General features: G+C 65.3%; 12 protein-coding genes and 1 pseudogene. 6 read left to right on the top strand and 7 right to left on the bottom strand.

The genetic code is table 11. The features are described from left to right. Nucleotides 1-167 precede the first annotated feature (167 nt). Nucleotides 168-1,304 carry an alpha/beta hydrolase gene (locus ACOYYX_RS02145; protein ID WP_422928288.1) on the top strand — a complete coding sequence of 379 codons (1,137 nt, stop codon included), beginning with the start codon at nt 168-170 and terminating at the stop codon, nt 1,302-1,304. 67 nt (nt 1,305-1,371) lie between these two features. Here the strand turns inward: ACOYYX_RS02145 and ACOYYX_RS02140 are convergent, their stop codons facing one another. The 5 genes from ACOYYX_RS02140 to ACOYYX_RS02120 form a co-directional block, all read right to left on the bottom strand. Next, nucleotides 1,372-2,076, bottom strand: a complete 705-nt coding sequence (locus ACOYYX_RS02140) for an ABC transporter ATP-binding protein (protein ID WP_422928287.1) — start codon at nt 2,074-2,076, stop codon at nt 1,372-1,374. Between the two features lie 113 nt (nt 2,077-2,189). Next, on the bottom strand, nt 2,190-3,005 hold the full coding sequence (locus ACOYYX_RS02135; RefSeq protein ID WP_422928286.1) for a DUF4198 domain-containing protein: 816 nt from the start codon (nt 3,003-3,005) through the stop codon (nt 2,190-2,192). Between the two features lie 35 nt (nt 3,006-3,040). Then, nucleotides 3,041-4,210: a tetratricopeptide repeat protein gene (locus tag ACOYYX_RS02130; RefSeq protein WP_422928285.1), complete on the bottom strand. Its 1,170-nt coding sequence runs from the start codon at nt 4,208-4,210 to the stop codon at nt 3,041-3,043. A gap of 35 nt (nt 4,211-4,245) precedes the next feature. Continuing rightward, complete coding sequence (locus ACOYYX_RS02125; protein ID WP_422928284.1) at nt 4,246-5,655, bottom strand: ABC transporter permease; 1,410 nt, start codon at nt 5,653-5,655, stop codon at nt 4,246-4,248. A 52-nt stretch (nt 5,656-5,707) separates the two neighbouring features. Further along, nucleotides 5,708-7,123 (bottom strand): ABC transporter permease, encoded by a 1,416-nt coding sequence (locus ACOYYX_RS02120; protein ID WP_422928283.1) that lies wholly within the window; start codon nt 7,121-7,123, stop codon nt 5,708-5,710. 1,003 nt (nt 7,124-8,126) lie between these two features. Here ACOYYX_RS02120 and ACOYYX_RS02115 point away from each other — a divergent pair. Beyond that, the gene (locus ACOYYX_RS02115; protein ID WP_422928282.1) at nt 8,127-9,629 is read left to right on the top strand and encodes an acyltransferase family protein; all 1,503 of its coding nucleotides are present in this window, start codon (nt 8,127-8,129) and stop codon (nt 9,627-9,629) included. Between the two features lie 89 nt (nt 9,630-9,718). On the opposite strand, the gene ACOYYX_RS02110 is transcribed toward ACOYYX_RS02115, so the two are convergent. Then, on the bottom strand, nt 9,719-11,365 hold the full coding sequence (locus ACOYYX_RS02110) for an arylsulfatase (protein WP_422928281.1): 1,647 nt from the start codon (nt 11,363-11,365) through the stop codon (nt 9,719-9,721). Between the two features lie 283 nt (nt 11,366-11,648). Between ACOYYX_RS02110 and ACOYYX_RS02105 the strand changes: the two genes are divergently transcribed. After that, on the top strand, nt 11,649-12,794 hold the full coding sequence (locus ACOYYX_RS02105) for a glycoside hydrolase family 18 protein (RefSeq protein ID WP_422928280.1): 1,146 nt from the start codon (nt 11,649-11,651) through the stop codon (nt 12,792-12,794). Between the two features lie 318 nt (nt 12,795-13,112). On the opposite strand, the pseudogene tnpA reads toward ACOYYX_RS02105, so the two are convergent. Then, a pseudogene (tnpA, locus tag ACOYYX_RS02100) lies at nt 13,113-13,539 on the bottom strand (IS200/IS605 family transposase). 131 nt (nt 13,540-13,670) lie between these two features. Between tnpA and ACOYYX_RS02095 the strand changes: the two are divergent. The 3 genes from ACOYYX_RS02095 to ACOYYX_RS02085 all read left to right on the top strand — a co-directional run bounded on the left by ACOYYX_RS02095 (nt 13,671) and on the right by ACOYYX_RS02085 (nt 17,707). After that, a complete protein-coding gene (locus ACOYYX_RS02095) occupies nt 13,671-15,182 on the top strand; it encodes a DUF4419 domain-containing protein (RefSeq protein ID WP_422928279.1) in 1,512 nt (503 codons plus the stop codon). Between the two features lie 156 nt (nt 15,183-15,338). Continuing rightward, nucleotides 15,339-16,181 (top strand): endonuclease/exonuclease/phosphatase family protein, encoded by an 843-nt coding sequence (locus tag ACOYYX_RS02090; RefSeq protein WP_422928278.1) that lies wholly within the window; start codon nt 15,339-15,341, stop codon nt 16,179-16,181. Between the two features lie 632 nt (nt 16,182-16,813). Next, a complete protein-coding gene (locus ACOYYX_RS02085; protein WP_422928277.1) occupies nt 16,814-17,707 on the top strand; it encodes a DUF1559 domain-containing protein in 894 nt (297 codons plus the stop codon). The last annotated feature ends 5 nt before the right edge of the window (nt 17,708-17,712 follow it).

The raw sequence follows: 17,712 nt of genomic DNA, 5'->3' as shown, positions 1-17,712 counted from the left end.
TCAAGTTGGGATTGGGCCATGCGTCCGGTCGTTGGAGACCGATCCTCAGAACCGCGCGGGGCTCGCCGCAATCGCCGGCCTTTTTCCGCATGGGGCCTCGGTCACAATCCGATGAAAGAGCCGACGTCTGACCACGAGGGTGCGGACCAGGCTCGAGACTTCCCCCTATGGATCCCTCCGGAGAGACCCCCGCCACGCACCGACGTTCGCGTTGGCCTGCGGTCGCCCTGATTGCCTCATCGACATTGTGCGTCCCCGGCTGTTTCGGCCCCTTCGTAAGCCGAACCTCCAAGACGGCGGCCGAGCGCCCTGCTCGCGGGAAGGGTCCCGACCTCTCCGGGATCATCAAGGTCGACTCCCCCCGGGAGCACTTCGACCCGGAACTCATCTCGCCCGGCTCCGGGGTCGAGACCTGGGTCGTCCACACGCGGGCCTGCGAGGAGGCGGCGGGGTCGAATCCCTGGCCAAACCTGGCGGTCGGGCGCCTCGACGAATCCGGCGGCCCGCTCCATGGCACCGACCCCGAGGCCCTGCTCGAGCGCATGGCGGGCCGGCCCACGGTTATCCTGGTCCACGGGAACGCCTACACCTACCGCGAGTCGACGAAGGAAGCGATCGAGATCCGCGCGAAGCTCGAGGCGATCGGTGGGTTCGCGCCCGACTCCCTGTTCGTGATCTTCGACTGGCCCAGCGAGCGCATCGATCGCGACTTCGTGGTGGACCTCAACGAGAAGGCCCGGCGGGCGCGGATCGCCGGCTACCATCTGGCCAGGGTGCTCCAGGCCGCCCCGCCGCAGTCACGCATCTGCCTCATGGGGCAGAGCGACGGGGGCCGGATCGTGCTGAGCACGACCCACCTTCTCTCCGGCGCCGAGATCCGCCCGTTCCTCCGCGAGCCCTCGCTCCAGCTCAGCAACGGCCGTCGCGACCTCCGGATCCGCTGCATCGCCCTCGACTCCGCCTCCGCCCACCACTGGCTCAACCCCGGCGAACGCCTCGAGCACACCTTGCCCACATGCGAGGCCCTGCTGAACCTCCCCAACCGCTGCGACTATGCCCTCTCCGTCTACGTCTTCGGCAGATACACCGGCATCAAGGGCGCCCTCGGCAGCGTCGGCCTGACGCATTCCGACCGCAAGCGGATCGGGCCGCTCATGAGCAAGGTCGAGGAGATCGACCACCACCACCAGAGCAAGTTCAAGCACACGACGTTCCCCGAGGCGCTAACCTACCCCGACGTCGCCCCCCGCATCGCCGCCTACACCTCCTGGGGCGACATTCAGGCAGGCAAGGTCACGCGATAGCTTCAAATGCACATAGCTTCTGAATTCAATGTTCTTCAAGTCTAGACTTTGTTCACCTTAATTCTGTTCAGTCGTTCATATGTTGAATATATAACTGCTCGAGATCCGAGTGCCCGATCTCTTCGGTCAGCATCGTCTCGACGAGATTGCCGTGCTTCATGATCCCGACCCTCGTGCCGCTCTCCTTGGCGCGGAAGAGGTCGTGGGTGGCCATGAGGATGGCGACCCCCTCGGCCCCGAGTTGCTCGATCAGTCTCGAGAACTCGTTCGAGGCCTTCGGATCCAGGCCCGAGGTCGGCTCGTCGAGCAGGAGGGCCTCCGCCTCCTTGGCCAGGGCGATCGCTATGCCGACCTTCTGCCGCATGCCCTTGGAGTAGGTCGAGACCCGACGCTTGGAGGCCTCCTCAGAGAGCCCCGCCCTCGAGAGGAATGCGCGGAGATCGTCACGCGTGTAGTGCCCCTTGCCCGCCAGCTTAGCGAAGTATTCGAGGTTCTCGAGCCCCGAGAAATTGCGGTAGAGCATCACCTGCTCGGGGATGTAGGCGAGGAACCGCTTCGTCTCCAGGGGGTGCTCGGTGACGTCCAGCCCTTTGACGAGCGCGGTGCCGGACGTCGGATGGAGGAAGTTGAGGAAGAGGTTGATCGTCGTGGTCTTGCCGGCCCCGTTCGCGCCGAGCAGGCAGAAGATCTCGCCCGGCTCGATGGTCAGGTTGAGCCGGTCCAGGGCGAGGCGGTCGTCGTATCGCTTCGTGAGGTCGATCGCTTGCAACATCGGGGAGGAAGCTCTCCGCAAGGGGCGGGTCGGAGGGGGCTCGGCTCGCCTTCGGGGTCGGAGGCGAGGCCCGAGCCTGGGAGTCGGTCAAGGCGAGTCGTTCGCTCGGATTTTCACTTGTCGGAAACGGGGATCGCGACGGTCGCCACGTAACGCTCGTTGTCGAACGCGTGGCGGTCTTCCGGGCTCGACGGGATGACGTGCAAAACGTCAAGGACCCAGGTACCGGGCTCGATCAGTTCCAGCGAGGCGCGGCCCTCGGCGTCGGTCTCGGCCGAGACGGTTGGGACGCCGTCGGGGTTCCGGGTCGTGCTGGCGGCGGAGAGCTTGGTGTTCGCGAGCGGCTTGCCCTGGAAGAGCACGCGGGCCTTGATCGGCGCATCGGCCGAGTAGCCGTTCTTGCCCGGCTTCTCCTCGATCACGATCTCCAGCGCGTGGCCGAGTGCGGGGGTCGCCTGGCCTTCGGCGATCTCGTTGAGGACGACCGCCTTGGAGAACTGGTGGGACTTGGCCGATGCGTTCAGCTTCGCCCCTTCGGGCAGCTTGGCCTTATCCTTCGGCAGCCGCATGAAGCCGAGCTTGCCCGAGGATTCCGTGTACGAGACGTATGTGAGGGGCTTGCGCACCACGGCGACCTGATAGAGCCCCGGCTCCTCGAAGACGACCTCGTTCGCGTGCATCGACTTGCCCGACTTCTCGAGCGGCTTGATCGAGCCGGAGGGAGTGTGGATCTGGTAGTCGCCAACCTCCTCGGCGGGGATCAGCTCGTCAACCGGGAGGAGATGTCCATAAGAGAGATAAGCCGTGTTCTTGAAGCCTTGATGCGGCACGGGGCGCGTCACCAGCACCCGGAGGGTGTGGGACCAGGCCGGCAGGGACGACGCGACGATCAGGGCGAAGGCGAGCAGCGTGCGTTGGAGAGTCTTCATCATCACCTCGGGTTGGGAGCCAGGGCGTTGTGGCGTCAGTGGGCCGATGGAGGGTTCGTCGAGGGAGCCCCTCGGCGGAGCTGTTCGAGGCGTTTCTTTGCGTCGGGCGACATGACGGGGTCGAAGGCCGGGTTGAGGGCGAGTGACCCCTTGAGCAGTCGCCTGGCGTCCTCGGTCTGCTTCCGGGCCTGGGCGATGAGCCCGGCGTGGTAGAGTACCTCGGGATCCTTCGTGCCCAGCTCGACCAGGGGCTTGAGGATCTCGGCCGCTCGTTCCTGATCGCCCTGGAGGTGCAAGACCCAGGCGAGGGCGTCGCAGGCCTCGAGGTTGGGAGACTCCGCGTGGAGGGCCTCCGCCAGTTCTAGGGCCTCCTTCTGCGTCGCCTTATCCTCGGCGAGCAAAAGAGCCCTGACCCGGCGCTGGGCGGGCTTCCCCTTCGAAAGTTTAAGGGCTCGCTCGAGGTGTCGACGCGACGTCTTCGCGTCGTTGCGGGCCCGGTAGAAGGTGACCAGGCTCGCGAGGATCGCCGGGTCGTCGGTGCGGGCGTTGACGCTCCGCCAGCTCCGCTCGGCGCGTTGGGCATCCCCCTGCGCGCCATAGACGCGGGCCAGCCCGGCCGTGGCGGGACCGGCGAAGAGCCGGGGGTCGCGCTCGTCGTGGGGAATGTCGAGGGCGTGGAGCTTGGCGTGGGCCTCGCCCACCAGCGAGATCGCCTTCTGGAACTGCTCCTTGGCCACGTCGAGCTTGCCGGTCCGGAAGGCGAGTTCGCCGAAGGCCGTCCGGTAATCGGCCAGGGCATTCGCGCCGTCGATCGACTCGGTCGAGGCGAGCGACTTCCGCTTCACCTCCACCCCCTGGGTCATGAGCGTCAGGGCCTTATCGACGTCCCCCCGAACCTCCACGGCCCGCGAGAGGGCCTCGAGCCGAACCGGCTCGCCCTGCGCGGGACCGGGCTCGGTGAGGTCGGCCTCGGCCTCCGCATAGCGCCCGAGCCCGAGGTAAGCGCGGCCTCGCAGCAGGCGTGACGCGGGATCGGAGGCCCCCTTCTCCAGCGAGGCCAGGGCCTCGCGATAGCGCCCCGACTCGAGCAGCTTCGCCGGCTCCGTCGGCGTGCCCGCAGGAGCGGCCCCGCAGGCCAGGAGGACGGGGAGGGCGACCGTGCGGAGCAGGCCGCGATGCGGTTTATTGGCGTAACATTCGGCCATGTTTCCACCCATGTCTCGGGGGGGGATTCGCGGGTCTAACCGACGACCGGGTAGCGGCGCATCGCCAGGCGCCCCAGGAGGCCCACCAAGACCGTCGGCACGGCCAGCCCCACCAGGCCGACGACGACCCGGGACGCGACCGCCTGGAAGGGTTCCTCGCGGAAGGTGAACGCGGGGATCAGGCCGAGGTCCTCGGCCCTGATCGGCTCGCTCCTGAGGATCCTGGGCCGGAAGAAGTCTCGCCAGCGTTCATGGAAGGTTTCCACCTGCTCGACGTAGTGACGGTAGCGGGCCGAGCCGGTGCCGGCGACATCCTGGAGGGCCTCCAGCGTCGCGATCGCCGGCGAGACGAACCGGAAGCGGTCGACGAGGGCCTGCTGCCGCATGAGTTGGGTCTCGAACCTGCCGAGTACTTCCGCCACGCCCGCCTCCGTCGCCTCCTGCACGGCCAGGGATTGCACGGCGAACTCATTCGCCTCGTCGCGCCCCCTGGCCAGCTCGGGATGCGCCTCCAGGAACTTCGCGTTCAGCTTCGGCTCGGTCGCCTGGGCTTGATCCGAGGCCGATCGGATCGACTGGACCAACTCGACCCGCGAGGGAACCGGGTACAAGGTCCGGACGACCACATTGGCCAGCGCCGGGATCACGGCGACCACCAACAACCAGGTGCCGGCCAGGGCCAGCGCGTTCGTCGCCGACCCCCGGCCGAGCGAATTGATCGCCACCGCGAGCGCGAACCAGAACCCCCCATAAGTCGAGACCACCGCGATCCAAAGCCCCAGACGTGCCAGGCCGTCCCCCGACGCCCGGCCCCCGGTCACCGCATAACCGATCAGCGAGATCGCGATCGAGAGCCCGAGCACGACGATTCCCCTCGCGAGCACCTTGGCCAGCACGAGCGACCGGAGCCGCACCGGCTGCGACAGGATCAGGACGAGCGTCCCCTGCTCCTTCTCGGCCGAGATCAGATTGTAGCTCAGCGCGAGGATCACCAGCGGGAAGAGGGAGACGATGACGAACCCCAGGTCGAACCGGCCCGAGAGCAGGTGAGTCGGGTTCTCGATCTCGTCGTCCCCCTGGTTCGACTGCCGGCTCGCCGTCGTGACCAGGGCGTGATAGGGGTACAGGTCGCTCTGACCGATCACCAGGGCCGAGAGGGGCCCGGGGGGCATCCCGGCCTCGCGAGCCCCGAGCGCCGAGCCGACCTGATCGGCGGGGACGCCGCGATCCTCGCCGGCCGAGCCGACCTGCACTTTCAAGGTCTCGAGCCGCTTCGCCTCGGCGCCAGCGACCTCCGCCAGGACCCCGCGCTGGAACGAGGCCCAGGAGGCGCCGTTGTAGACGCCATATCCGACGACGACCGCCAGCACCGCGAACACGGCCGCGAGCGTGCGGTCGGCCGACATCTGCCTCGCCTCGTGTCCGACCATTGTCAACAAGGGCATCGCGAAAACGTCCGGGTTGGGTTTCGAGGAATAACGGGGGAGTGCCGGGTCCTCAGTCAGCCCGGAGGGCCCGGGTCGACCGGCGGACGAGCACGACCGAGCCGAGCAGCCAGGCCGCGAGCGAGGCCCAGGCGATCGCCTGGAGCCCGAGAGTCTGCTTCAAGGCCATCGGCTCGTACTCGAAGGCGGGCATCTTGCGCCAGAGGTCGGGGCCGGCCTGATACATGAAACCGAGGTCGGCGCCGTTGACCTCGAGGTCCTTGTTGAGCTCGCGGACAAGCTCGCGGCGATACGACTCGGCCGAGTCGGCGAAGTCCCTCGCGTGGCGGTTGTCCGTCCCGGCCAGGCCCATCGAGAGGTCGCGGATGGCGAGCGTCGGGAAGAGGACGCCGAGGATGTTCCGGACCCTGTCCTGCCGGTTGAAGGCGTCCCAGAGTCCCCCGTAATGGCGGTCGAAGACGGAGTTGCCGTACTCCTCCCCCGCCTGGAGCGCAACCCCCTGGAAGTTGATCGGCAGTTCCTCGATCGTCTCGACCTGATGCTTGGCGAACAGCTCCTGCTTGAGCCGATCGAGCCGCTTGTCCTCCGGGTCGTGCCCGTTGATCCCCCCCTTGATGTCGCGCTGGATCGCCGAGGCGAACTCGACCGACGACGGCGTGGCGACGGCGCGTCGGGCCAGGTCGGTCGCGAGCCTCGGGGCGATCATCGCGTTGACGATCCAGAACCCGAGCAACACCACCAGCGCCCCCCGGGCCGAGCGGGCGTGGGCCGAGACGAGCAGCGAGACCGCGAGGAAGATACCGAGGTAGAGCAGATATCCCCCCGCCAACACCAGGGCCTCGGGCCAGGCATGGCCGGGCTCGGGTCCGCTGAACGCGAGCAGGCCGACGCCTAGTACGATCGCCGGCAGGACGATCAGCCCCAGCGCGGCGGAGAGCCCCAGGGCCTTCCCCAGCATCAACGACGACGGCCTGACGCCGAGGCTCAGGAGCTGCCGCAAGGTCCCCTGCTCTCGCTCGCCGGCGATGGCGGGGAAGGCCAGGAAGATGATCAGGAGCGGCATGAGCAGTTGGAGCACGGCCGACGCCGTCAGTTCCCCGAACCGCTGCAGCGCGGTGGCGTCGCGGGCGGGCCGGTTCTTGACCTCGTTGCGCCGGTGGGCCTCGAGATGCACCGAGACCCCCGTGTACGGGTCGACCCCCGAGTCGAAGAAGGCCAGCGGCGGCTTGGGCTTGAAGACGTAGAGCCCGTAATGGGCCGCCGCGTGCGGGTTCTTCTCCTCCTGCCCCTCGAAGTGCCGGCGGGCCTCGGCCTGGGCCTGCTCGTGCTCCGCGCGGACCTCACGCCAGCCTCTCCAGCCGACCGCCATCGCCGCCACGAGCAGCAGCGTGACGATCGCCGCCGCCCACCGGAAACGGCCGTCGCGGACGAGATCCACGAATTCCTTGCGCGCAATGCTCAGGGTCATTGATCTGGCCTCGCCCAGACGAGGCTCGCTCCATGAGGTTTCCGAAACGGGCCGGACCGGATCCGAGACCGACTCCTCGACGGGACCAACGACGAGGCGATTCAGTAACACGAATTTCAAAGAACGTAATACCAGTATCCGGAGCCGACCGTCGAGTCAAGCCTCGGGTCGGCATCTCATCCGTCCGATTTGAGTGGCGATCGCTCGCGATCGCAAGCGGAGGCCGACCCGGCGTGGGGCACTTCGACGACTTTCCGGGTGATTCTCACGAACTTCGCTTCCACACTCGTGTCTTTAGCGCGGTCCGGAAGCTAGACTCATCCGCCGCGCTCGCCTGAGGCGGAGGAATCTCACTCGTTCAACGATTCGGCATCTGGCGAATTCCGAATATTATCATTTGCCTCATCGACGCAAGATTCCCCGAATCGAATCCATAATCAAAGGTCATAACCGAAGAAGGGAGAGCATGTAAGGGAAACACCCGAGATCACAGCTTCGGTCTAATAACACGCCTCGTCGCGGGTTGGATCGCCGAGGCCCGCGCCATCGCAATTCCGGTCCAGGGCCGGACTCCTCAAGCCTACGGGAGAAAAACGAGGAATTTCGAAACTCGGGGGTTTCGCCGAGGTAGAGCTTAAGAAATCCCAGGACATCACGAATAGCTGACCGTGATTCGTTCGACCCCAAGGCCCGCAACCATCGATGCGTCGATGTTCCATCATGAAAGAGTTCGCTCAAGCATGGGTCGCCGAGGTCTCGCCGGATCTGCCTTCGCTCGCGGCGATCAGTCCGACTTGAGGGTTTCGTTCTCGGCATGGATCTCGAATTCAAACACGTAAAATTACGAGAATTCGATTCCGCAGCTTGAAGCGGCCTCCGCCGCACTTCGCCAGATCAAGCCCATGGCTCGGGCCGAGGGCCGCGAACTCCGGCCGCGATCCCGAGACGCACGGGTGCGTCCGGGGGTGCCCCCCGCCATCGTTTACGACAAGGCATGGAATCCATGAGTGATCGCATCAGCGGATCAGGACCGAGATATCACGCGCTGGACTCCCTGCGGGCCGCGGCCATGCTGCTGGGCGTCCTGTATCATGCCTTGATATTTCGGTTCATCTTCTCGGGCAAGCAAGTCATGATGAATCCGGGCTTCCCCCGGCGCTGGACGCTCGAGTGGATGCACAGCTTCCGCATGCCCCTCTTCTTCCTCATCTCGGGCTTCTTCGGCGCGATGATGTTTGAGAAATACGGGGCCAAGCTGTTCGTCCGGCGGCGCTGGTCACGCATCGGGATCCCCATGCTCTTCGGCCTGCTGACGCTCTCGCCGCTGAGCGCCATCTCGTTCATGTTTGTCGTCGACATGACGGCCTCCTCGAAGAAGGACGCCAAGCTGGCCGAGGCATTGGCCAAGCCGGATGCCTCCCCCGCCAAGGCCAAGGACGCCCCGGCGATCACGTCGAAAGACGCCACGCCAGAGAAGGAGCCCAAGGCTGCGGCCGAGGCCAAGGCTCTCGCGGCATCCGAGGTCGATCTCAAAGCCAAGGGTCAGGAGCCGGCGTCTTCCAAGGCCGCCTCGAAGCCCCCAGGGGGAGGTGACGACTCACCATTCGACATGCCCCCTCCCCCGCCGACGATCGCCAGGCGTCTCATCGGGGATGCCGCGGGGCTCTTCTCGCTCGGCCACTTCTGGTTCCTCTGGTATCTGCTCGTTTTCGTCACCGTCATGCCCCTGGTCGTGATGGGCCTGGAACGTCTCTCCCCCCGGATCTCGCCGGAGCGGTTCGAGCAGTCGGGTCTCTTGCTCATCCGCCGGGGCCTGATGCCGATGGTCCTGGGCGTCGTCAGCATCCCGGCGCTTTACCTCGCCCCGGCGCCCTTCGGCTGGTCGTTGGGGACGCCCGTCGCGGGGGGGCTGCCCTTCCCCGACTTCGCGATCCGCTACGACCCCGAGCTCGGGTTCTACTTCCTCTACTTCGCGGCCGGCTGGTGCCTCTATGTCATGCGTGAAGGCCTGCCGAACCTGGCGAAGGCCTGGATCCCGAACCTCATCATAGGAACGGTCGCCTTCACCATCGCCACGCAGGCCTCGTCGACCTACTTCACCAAGCCGACGACCCCCCACTACGGATGGATCAAGGTGGGGACGTATGTCGCCTACTGCCTGGGTCAGGCGTTCACCGCGCTCGGCTTCCTCGGCCTCTTCGAGCGCTACTGCAACCGGCCGAGCCGGACCGGGCGATACCTGGCCGATACCGCCTTCTGGGTCTACGTGATCCACCTGCCCCTCGTGTCGATTTCCCTCGGCCTGTTCAAGCCGCTCCACCTCCACTGGGTGCTCGACGGCCTCTGCACTGCGGGGCTCTCGACGGCGGTCGCGCTCCTGCTCTACCAGTATGTCGTGCGCCACACGTTCCTGATGCGACTCTACGGGCCGGCCGTCATCCACAAGCCGAAGTATGAGCCGAGCCTCGCCGAACTGCCGATGCCCGAGCACGCCGTCGGCCACTGATTTATGCGAAAGCCCCGGCGACGCTGGGACTCTCGCCAGCGTCGCCGGGGCCTCATCTTTTGCTCATCACAATCAAATCAAGCGGTCGATCAGGATTGGCCGGCCGCCTTCCTCGCCCCCTTGCGGGCCGCCCCCTTCGGCAGTGGCTTGCCCGTTGCCCCTTGCTTCTGATACTCGGCGTCGTGCTTCGTCCAGATCTCCGCGAGTTCCTTCACCTTGTCGGGATGACTGGCCGCGAGGTTCTTCGACTCCACGCGGTCGTCGGCGAGGTTGTAGAGCTCCCAGGGGCTATCCTTGAGGGCGACGATCTTCCAGTCGCCCACGCGCAGGCCACGGTTGCCGACATGCTTGAAGTAGAGGAATTCGCGATCGACGTTGACGTCCTTCGCGAACGCGGGGACGAGGCTCCGACCCGAGAGCGGGGACCTGGCCTCGCCATCCCAGGTCGTGGGCGCCGACGCCCCCGCCAGTTCCAGGAAGGTGGGCATGAAATCGACGAGATGCGCGGGGGTGTGGCGAAGCTCCCCCTTCGCCTCGATCCCGGCCGGCCAGTGGACGATCAGGGGGGTCGAGATGCCCCCCTCGTGGACCCACGACTTATGCAGGCGGAACGGCGTGTTCGCGGCCGTCGACCACCCCGGGCCGAGGCAGAGGAAGCTCTTCGCCGAGCCCGGTGACGCGGCCGGGTCGTGGCCATCGCCGCGGATGAGTTGCTCGGCGCTCGCCCCGTTGTCGCTCGCGACGAGGATGATCGTGTTCTCGAGCTGATGCGAGGCCTCGAGCTTCGCCACGATCCGGCCGACCTCGCGGTCGATCCGATCCACCATCGCCGCGTGGACCTCCATCTTGGAGGCCTGGAAGGCCTTCTGCTCGTCCGACAGGTCATCCCAGGCGACGGCGTAGGCGGCCTCTCCCGGGCTGATCTTGCTCTTCAGGTCGGCCTCGGGGACGTTCCATTCGGGGATCGTCTTCGGGTCGCGGTCGGAGAGGGCCCCGCTGACGATCCCCAGGGCCTTCTGCTTCTCCCAGCGTGCGCGCCGGATCCGATCCCAGCCGTCCTTGTAGCGGCCTCGGTATTTGGCGATGTCTTCGGGCAGTGCCTGGATCGGGAAGTGCGGCGAGGTGAACGCCACGTAGAGGAAGAAGGGGTCGTCGCGATGCTTTGACTCATGCTCGGACAACCACGTCAGGGCATGTTCGGCAATATTGCGCGTGGAATAGTACCCGTCATCGGGCTTCGGCTGCGGCAGGCTCGCATCGTCCAGGTTGTGGACCCTGGGCGTGAAGAAGCGGTCGGGATCCTCGAGGTGGTACGACCGCTCGAAGCCCCCCGCGAGCACGGGGCCGTCGACGTGCCACTTGCCCGAGTGGTACGAGCGATAACCGGCCGGCTTGAGGAGTTGCGGTAGCAACGCCGCCCACTTGGGGCGGATGGCGGCCGGGTCGCGGTTCACCTGTTGCGGGTAGTATCCCGTCAGGAACGCGGCACGCGACGGCCAGCAACGCGCCGTGTTGTAGCACTGCGTGAATCGGAGCCCCTGCTTCGCGAGGCGGTCGACGTTGGGCGTCTCGATCTCGCCGCCGTAGCAGCCGAGGTCCGAGAAACCGAGGTCGTCCGCCAGGATGAAGACGACGTTCGGCCGCTTCGCCTCGGCTCCGATCCCCCGGGGCGTCGTCCAGATCATTGCGAGTAGGACGAGACCGCGCACGGCCCAGCGTTCGTAGGATGGTTTCATGAATCTCGCCTTATGTTTTTCTCGTCGTCGGCGTGGTTGGCTTTTTCGTTCGATCCCGCCGACGGCTCGGCTATAGTGGTCCGCGAGTCCTTGCCCGGGGTCAATGTCGGGGCGAATTCCCTCGAATTCGCCCTCAAACGTCTCCCCTGCCTGGACCGAGGCCACACCTCCACCGAGGCCTCGTCGGCTCACCGGCCCCTCTCTCGAAAGGCCAAGGCGACGGACCTCGGGCGCACGGCTCACATCTTACCCTCAGGACCTCCCGCGACAAGGATCGACGATGATGCCCACTCGAACCCGACACCGAATCCGACCGGCCCCCGCCCTCCTCGCGGCCCTGTCCTGCGCCTTGCTGGCCGTCGGCGGCACGCTAAAGGCCGACGAGGACGCGAAGCCCGAGGGGAAGGTCTTCGTGGGCTATGCCTACGGGCCGTCGAAGGACCTCGACTACAAGCTCTACACGCACCTCTGCCAGGCCTTCCTCACGGCCGACGCCGAGGGCCACGTCCGCAAGGGGCGCAACATCCCGAACACCAAGCTGACCTCGAACGCCCACAAGGCCGGCGTCAAGGTCCTGATCTCGCTCGGTGGCTGGGGCTGGGACAAGCAGTTCGCCTCGATCGTCTCCAAGCCCGAGGCCGAGGACCGGTATCTCAAGTCGGTGATGGAGATCGTCAAGGAGGGGGATTACGACGGGGTCGACATCGACTGGGAGTATCCCGACACCAAGGAGGAGGTCGTCGGCTTCGAGCGGCTCACGCGCCGATTCCGCAAGGATCTCGACACGCTCGGCACCGAGAAGAAGCGGCACATGCTGATCACGATGGCCGCGTCGTCGAACCCGGGCACCCTCAAGTGGCTCAACAAGAGTTTCCTGCTCGAGACGATGGACTGGGTCAACGTGATGACCTACGACTTCACCGGCGACTGGACCAACTACGCCGGCCACCACTCGCCCCTCTTCTCCTCGTCGAAGCAGCCCGGGAACCACCGCCCCTCCACCGAGCGTTCGATGAAATACCTGATCGAGGAGCAAGGGATCCCGGCCAGCCGCCTCGCCGTGGGTATCCCCCTCTACGGCCGCGGCTTCGGCGTGAAGGAGCCTTATGCCTCGACCAAGGACGCCCCCAAGACCCGGATGCCCGAGGGCAACTACAGCAAGCTCCACCAGCTTCTGGAGAAGGAAGGCTGGACCCGGACATGGGACGACGAGACCAAGAACCCCTGGCTCCTGGCCCCCGATCACAAGTCGGTCATCGGCTATGACGACGTTGAGTCGGTCACAATCAAGACCGACTGGTCCATGAAGCAAGGTTTCCGCGGCGTCTTCTTCTGGCAGGTCAACTCCGACGCCATGCCCGGCGGCTCGCACCCGCTCCAGGAGGCCTCGCACAAGGCCTGGGAGGCGAGCCAGAGCCCGGGCAAGTGAGTCTGAACTGAGGGGCGTCACTCAAGGGCCGCTTGCATCGAAAACGAATCCGGAGATCCCCCATCGGTGGGGCTTTCCGGATTCGCCATTTACGTTGAATCATAATACAATAATTTTTAAGATAAAATTACCTCACTCATCAATAATGAGGCTCCTCGGCCGGAGGCCGAGGTATCAGGAAGGCCCCCCGAGGGGGCCCGATACGTGAGGAAGCCCCCGTTGGGGGCGATGACTTGAGTCGCTCCGTCGGAGCCCGGTACATGCGGTAGCCCCCGCGGGGGGCGTAAGGCCAGGAAGGCCCCCTCGGGGCCTACGGGGTTACTCCAGGTTCAACTCGCCCTGCCGACGATCCAGCTCATCCTGCTCGCGGATGTACTGCCGCACCCGGGCCTCATCAAGGCCCACCGTGCTCACGCAATAACCCGTCGCCCAGAAATGCAGGCCCGTCATCCGGCGGCTCCTTCAACAGCTCACGATGGATCCGGACGGCGCTCTTGCCCTTCAGGAACCCGATCGTGTTCGCCACGCTATACTTGGGCGGTATGCTCAAGCACAGGTGGATGTGGTCGGGCATCGCGTGCCCTTCCAACAGATCGATCCCGCGTTGACGGCACAATTCCCGAAGGATCGGGCCGATCTGATGCCGAAGCCTTCCGTAGAAGACTTTGCGGCGGTACTTCGGTATGATCACGACGTGGTACTTGCATTCCCACCGGACATGGGAAAGGCTCTGCCATTCGTGCATAGGCTCCTCCTTCCTGCCCCTCGGGGCCTTCCTGGAAGGAGGAGCCTATTTCATTGCACGTCGGATCGCTCGAAGCTCTTCGGGTCGCACGGCCAGAGGCCGTGGATTTATGACGTATTAAGTATTCAACCATGACCACCAAAACCAACCGGGTGACGTTCGCGATCCATCCCGTCGAACGGGAGACGGCCCCGCTCCCCACGCAGAGTATCCAGCTCGCGGTCAAGGCCCTCATCGGCTCCGCGCTGGAGGCCTGCTGCGACTACACGACGGAGTGCGTCAGGAAGGTCGGGGTCCACCCGCTGATCGAGGCGGCCCACATCGCCTTCGGCAAGCATCGCCCCCTGGTGCTCTCGCCCGACATGATCTGGATAACGGTCGTCCAGGGGGTCGCCCAGCATGTCAAGAACCACAGCGAGCGGTTCCGTCATCTCCTGGTGGGGCACGAGAGGAAGTTACGCATCTCGATCTATCGCGACGACATCCACAAAGGGTCGCCGGAGAATGCCTGGGACGAGGTCATTCAGCAGTTCTCAAGGTCCGTCCGCGACCACCTGCGCATGCGCTTCGACGCGTTCATGCCCGACTTCAGCACGACGGGCCCCCTCGAACGGATCGCCTGCGAGGTCGCCCTGCTCGATATGCTCCAGCCCTATCTCGAGTACCGGCTCGTCGGCATCTGCGGCATCCCGGAAGTCACCCTCGAAGGGACGACGGACGACTGGCTCAGGCTGCGGGATCAGTTGGATCAGTTCGCCCCCTTCGAGCTCGACTGGTGGCTGCCGCAGGTGCGCGAGATCGCCGACCAGTTCGTGCGGGCCTCGGCGGGAGACGTCGACCTGTCATTCTGGCAAAACATCTACAAGCAAATCGACGCCTATGGTTACACCAACGCCAACGGATGGCTCCTCAAGCTCGTGCCCTATCTCAAGCACATCTATACCGGCAACTTCACCGAGCGGAATCCGCTGCTGGCCGACGCGAACGCGGTCGTCACGTCCGACACCCTCCCTTCCGGCCTGTCGATGGCCCCGTTCGTCCTTACCTCCCCGCTCAAACGCAAGACCGTCGCGATGGAGATGCTCGGCGGATTCGTCGGGATCACGCAGGATCCGGAGACCCTGGCGCTTCGCCCCAAGCTCGGCTGGGCCGTGCGTGAGAGTCCTGCCAACTCTCAGGTCATGGCCAGGATCGGCGAGGTCCCGCATGCGGATCCGCTGGGTCCGGAGGACTTCGATCGCTGCCTCGCCCTGACAGAGAGGATATTCGAGTTCTCGGGCGACTTCCTGCTCTTCTACAAGACCTGCAACGGCCTGACATTGCCGGCCCACGGCACGATCCCGAGCCGACGCTTCCTCCCCCTCGAAGAGACCCAAGTCCTCAAGGGGCAGTCTTATCCCACCGGAACCGAGATCAAGTTCATGGGCTTACCCTGGCTCCGGTTCTGCGACCTCGGCGACGGCACCTTTCTCGCGGTCGAGCTCAAGGTGTCATCCAACCGCCGGTCCCGCGTGCAAAGGAGTCGAATCGACCCCACTCAGCCGGGGATCAACCCGACCGTGGCCCTCTCGTTCCTCGAGTGCCTGGAGCAGGCCCTCGATAATGACCCGCTCTTCGGCCAGCCCGTCGAGGACCTGGACTAGGATAAGCTGAGCTTCGTCTGGCCTCCGGCGCAGCCCGAGTCGGAGGATGGTTCGCCCGAGATCGGATAGGGCCGGAAGCCCGTTCAATTTCTCCGAAGTTCATGTGTACAATCCCTGGGCTACTTCAATCGAGTCCCCCGTGCCCGAGGAATCTGTATGATCGCGCTGTCCTCTCCGCGTCTGGCCCGGCTGTCGGGATTGCTGATCCTTGCGTTCGTCGCGACTTCAGTTGAGGCCTCGGCGGATGGGCCCATCCGCGTGCGAGTGCTCTCGTACAACATCCACCACGGCGAAGGCGTCGACGGCAAGGTGGACCTGGAGCGCCTCGCACGCGTCATCAAGGCAACGGAGCCCGACCTCGTCTCCCTCCAGGAAGTCGACCGAAACACGCAACGCACCAGTAAGGTCGACCAGCCGGCCGAACTCGCTCGCCTGACCGGGATGCACGTCTTCTTCGGCTGGAACATCCCGTATCAAGGGGGCGACTACGGCAACGCCATCCTCTCCAAACACCCGATCAAGCTGACGCGCAACCACAAGCTGCCGTCCTTCTACAAGAACGAGCAGCGCGGGGTGATCGAGGCGGAGATCGACTTCCCCGGCTTCAAGACTCCCCTCCTCTTCCTGACGACCCACCTCGACTACCGAGGCCAGAGCCAGGAACGCCCCGCCTCGGTCAAGAAGATCGCCGAGGTCATCGCCGCCTCTCCTGCCGACCGCCCCACACTCCTCGCGGGAGACCTCAACGACCGGATCGGGAGCGAAACCCTGCGCGGATTCGACGCCGACTGGACCCGCGTCAGCCCAGAGGAACAGCCCACCTTCCCCGTCGACAAACCCACCAGGCAGATCGACTTCATCCTGACCCGCCCCGCGAAGACCTGGAAGGTCATCGAGGCCCGCGTCCTGGACGAGGCGGTCGCCTCCGACCACCGCGCCTATTTCGCCGTCCTGGAGTGGCAGCCCCTCCCGCCGAAGGTCGAATCCCCGGCGAAGTGAATCGCCGTAAGTAGCTCCTCGCCTTGACACAAATCTTTACGAGACAGGACCCTGGCTCCAAGCCCGGGTCCTGTTGGCGTTTCGAATGCCCCCACATCGCCCGCATCCATACTCCGCAACGATCATAAAAGGCATCGTCTTGACATGAGGAGGAGACGTGGACTATCCTGAGCCCAAATGACACTGAGTCTCACTCTCAGATTGAGGCGATCTGAGTGATCCCGATCCTGGTCCCATCGGCGTGACTGACCTACTTCGATTCGAAGCAGAGTGATGCTGGGCAATGTAAGTAAGACGTCCGGATCTGGCGAAGGGGGCGATGGTTCCTCGCCGGCCCTTGGCACGCCCAGGCCTCTCCCCCTGGCCTCCCGGCACCGAGGGTTTTCTCGAAGAGGCCAATGCATCGCCCCGCCCCTCCCGCTTCGAGTTTACGCGCCTCACCCCGTTGATTTGGAAGACAGCCTGGATTTCGGGCCGTGTCGAGATGGCTCGAAGGAGAGCCGTCGAGGATTCGCGGCCCTTGTCGTAATTCCACCCTTTTCCCCTCCGCAACAAGACAAAGAGGCGAGGGATCGGCCTCGGCGCCCGCGTCAAGGCGTCGACGATCTCAAGCCCGAAAGGTATTGGACCCAATGCCCCGTCGACGCGCCTTCACCCTGATCGAGCTCCTCGTCGTCATCGCGATCATCGCCGTGTTGATCGCGCTCCTACTCCCGGCCGTGCAGTCGGCCCGAGAGGCCGCCCGCCGCATCCAGTGCACGAACAATCTGAAGCAGCTCGGGCTGGCCATGCACAACTACCACGACATCAACAACAGCCTGCCGGGCGTCAGCGTCACGGGCGCGGCGGGCCCCTACGTGGCGGTCCTGCCGTTCCTCGAGCAGGCGAACCTGAGCAACGCCTACAACTTCAGCGTGATCTGGAACAGCCCGGTCAACTCGACCGTGTCCTACAGCAAGGTCGCCGCCTTCTCCTGCCCCTCGAACCCCGACGCCGGCCAGACGCCGACCGGCGGCTACTCGACCACCGACTACCCCGCGCTCCGCACGGCCATGAACTGGAGCCAAAACAAGGCCATGCTCGAGATGTACACCTACGGCTCGTTCGTGACGACGACCGACGGCCTCTCGAACACGATCATGCAGTATGAGTCGGCCGGCCGTCAGAACTGGTACCTCTACCGGGCCAAGAACCCGACCAATCCCCCCTGGAACTACTTCGGCCAGACCCCCTGGGGCACCTCGATCGAGCCTTGGGCCGGCAACGTCGGCGCGGGCTGGATCTTCCCCGTGGTCGTCACGCCCGTCCCGGGCGGCGGCACGCCGAACATCGTCTGGTTCGTCGGATCGTCGGTCGTCAACGTGAGCAACTGGTACGGCAACGCCTACTCGTTCCACCCCGGCGGCTTCAACGTCGGCATGGGCGACGGCTCCGTCCGCTTCCTCAAGGAGCAGACCTCCGTCGAAGTCCTCAGCGCCCTGACCTCCCGCGACGGCGGCGAGATCATCAGCTCCAGCGGCTTCTGATCGCG

It is taken from the genome of Singulisphaera chitinilytica (genome assembly GCF_049331405.1).
Lineage (GTDB): Bacteria > Planctomycetota > Planctomycetia > Isosphaerales > Isosphaeraceae > PoT.
This window is presented reverse-complemented; position numbering and strand designations above follow the sequence as displayed.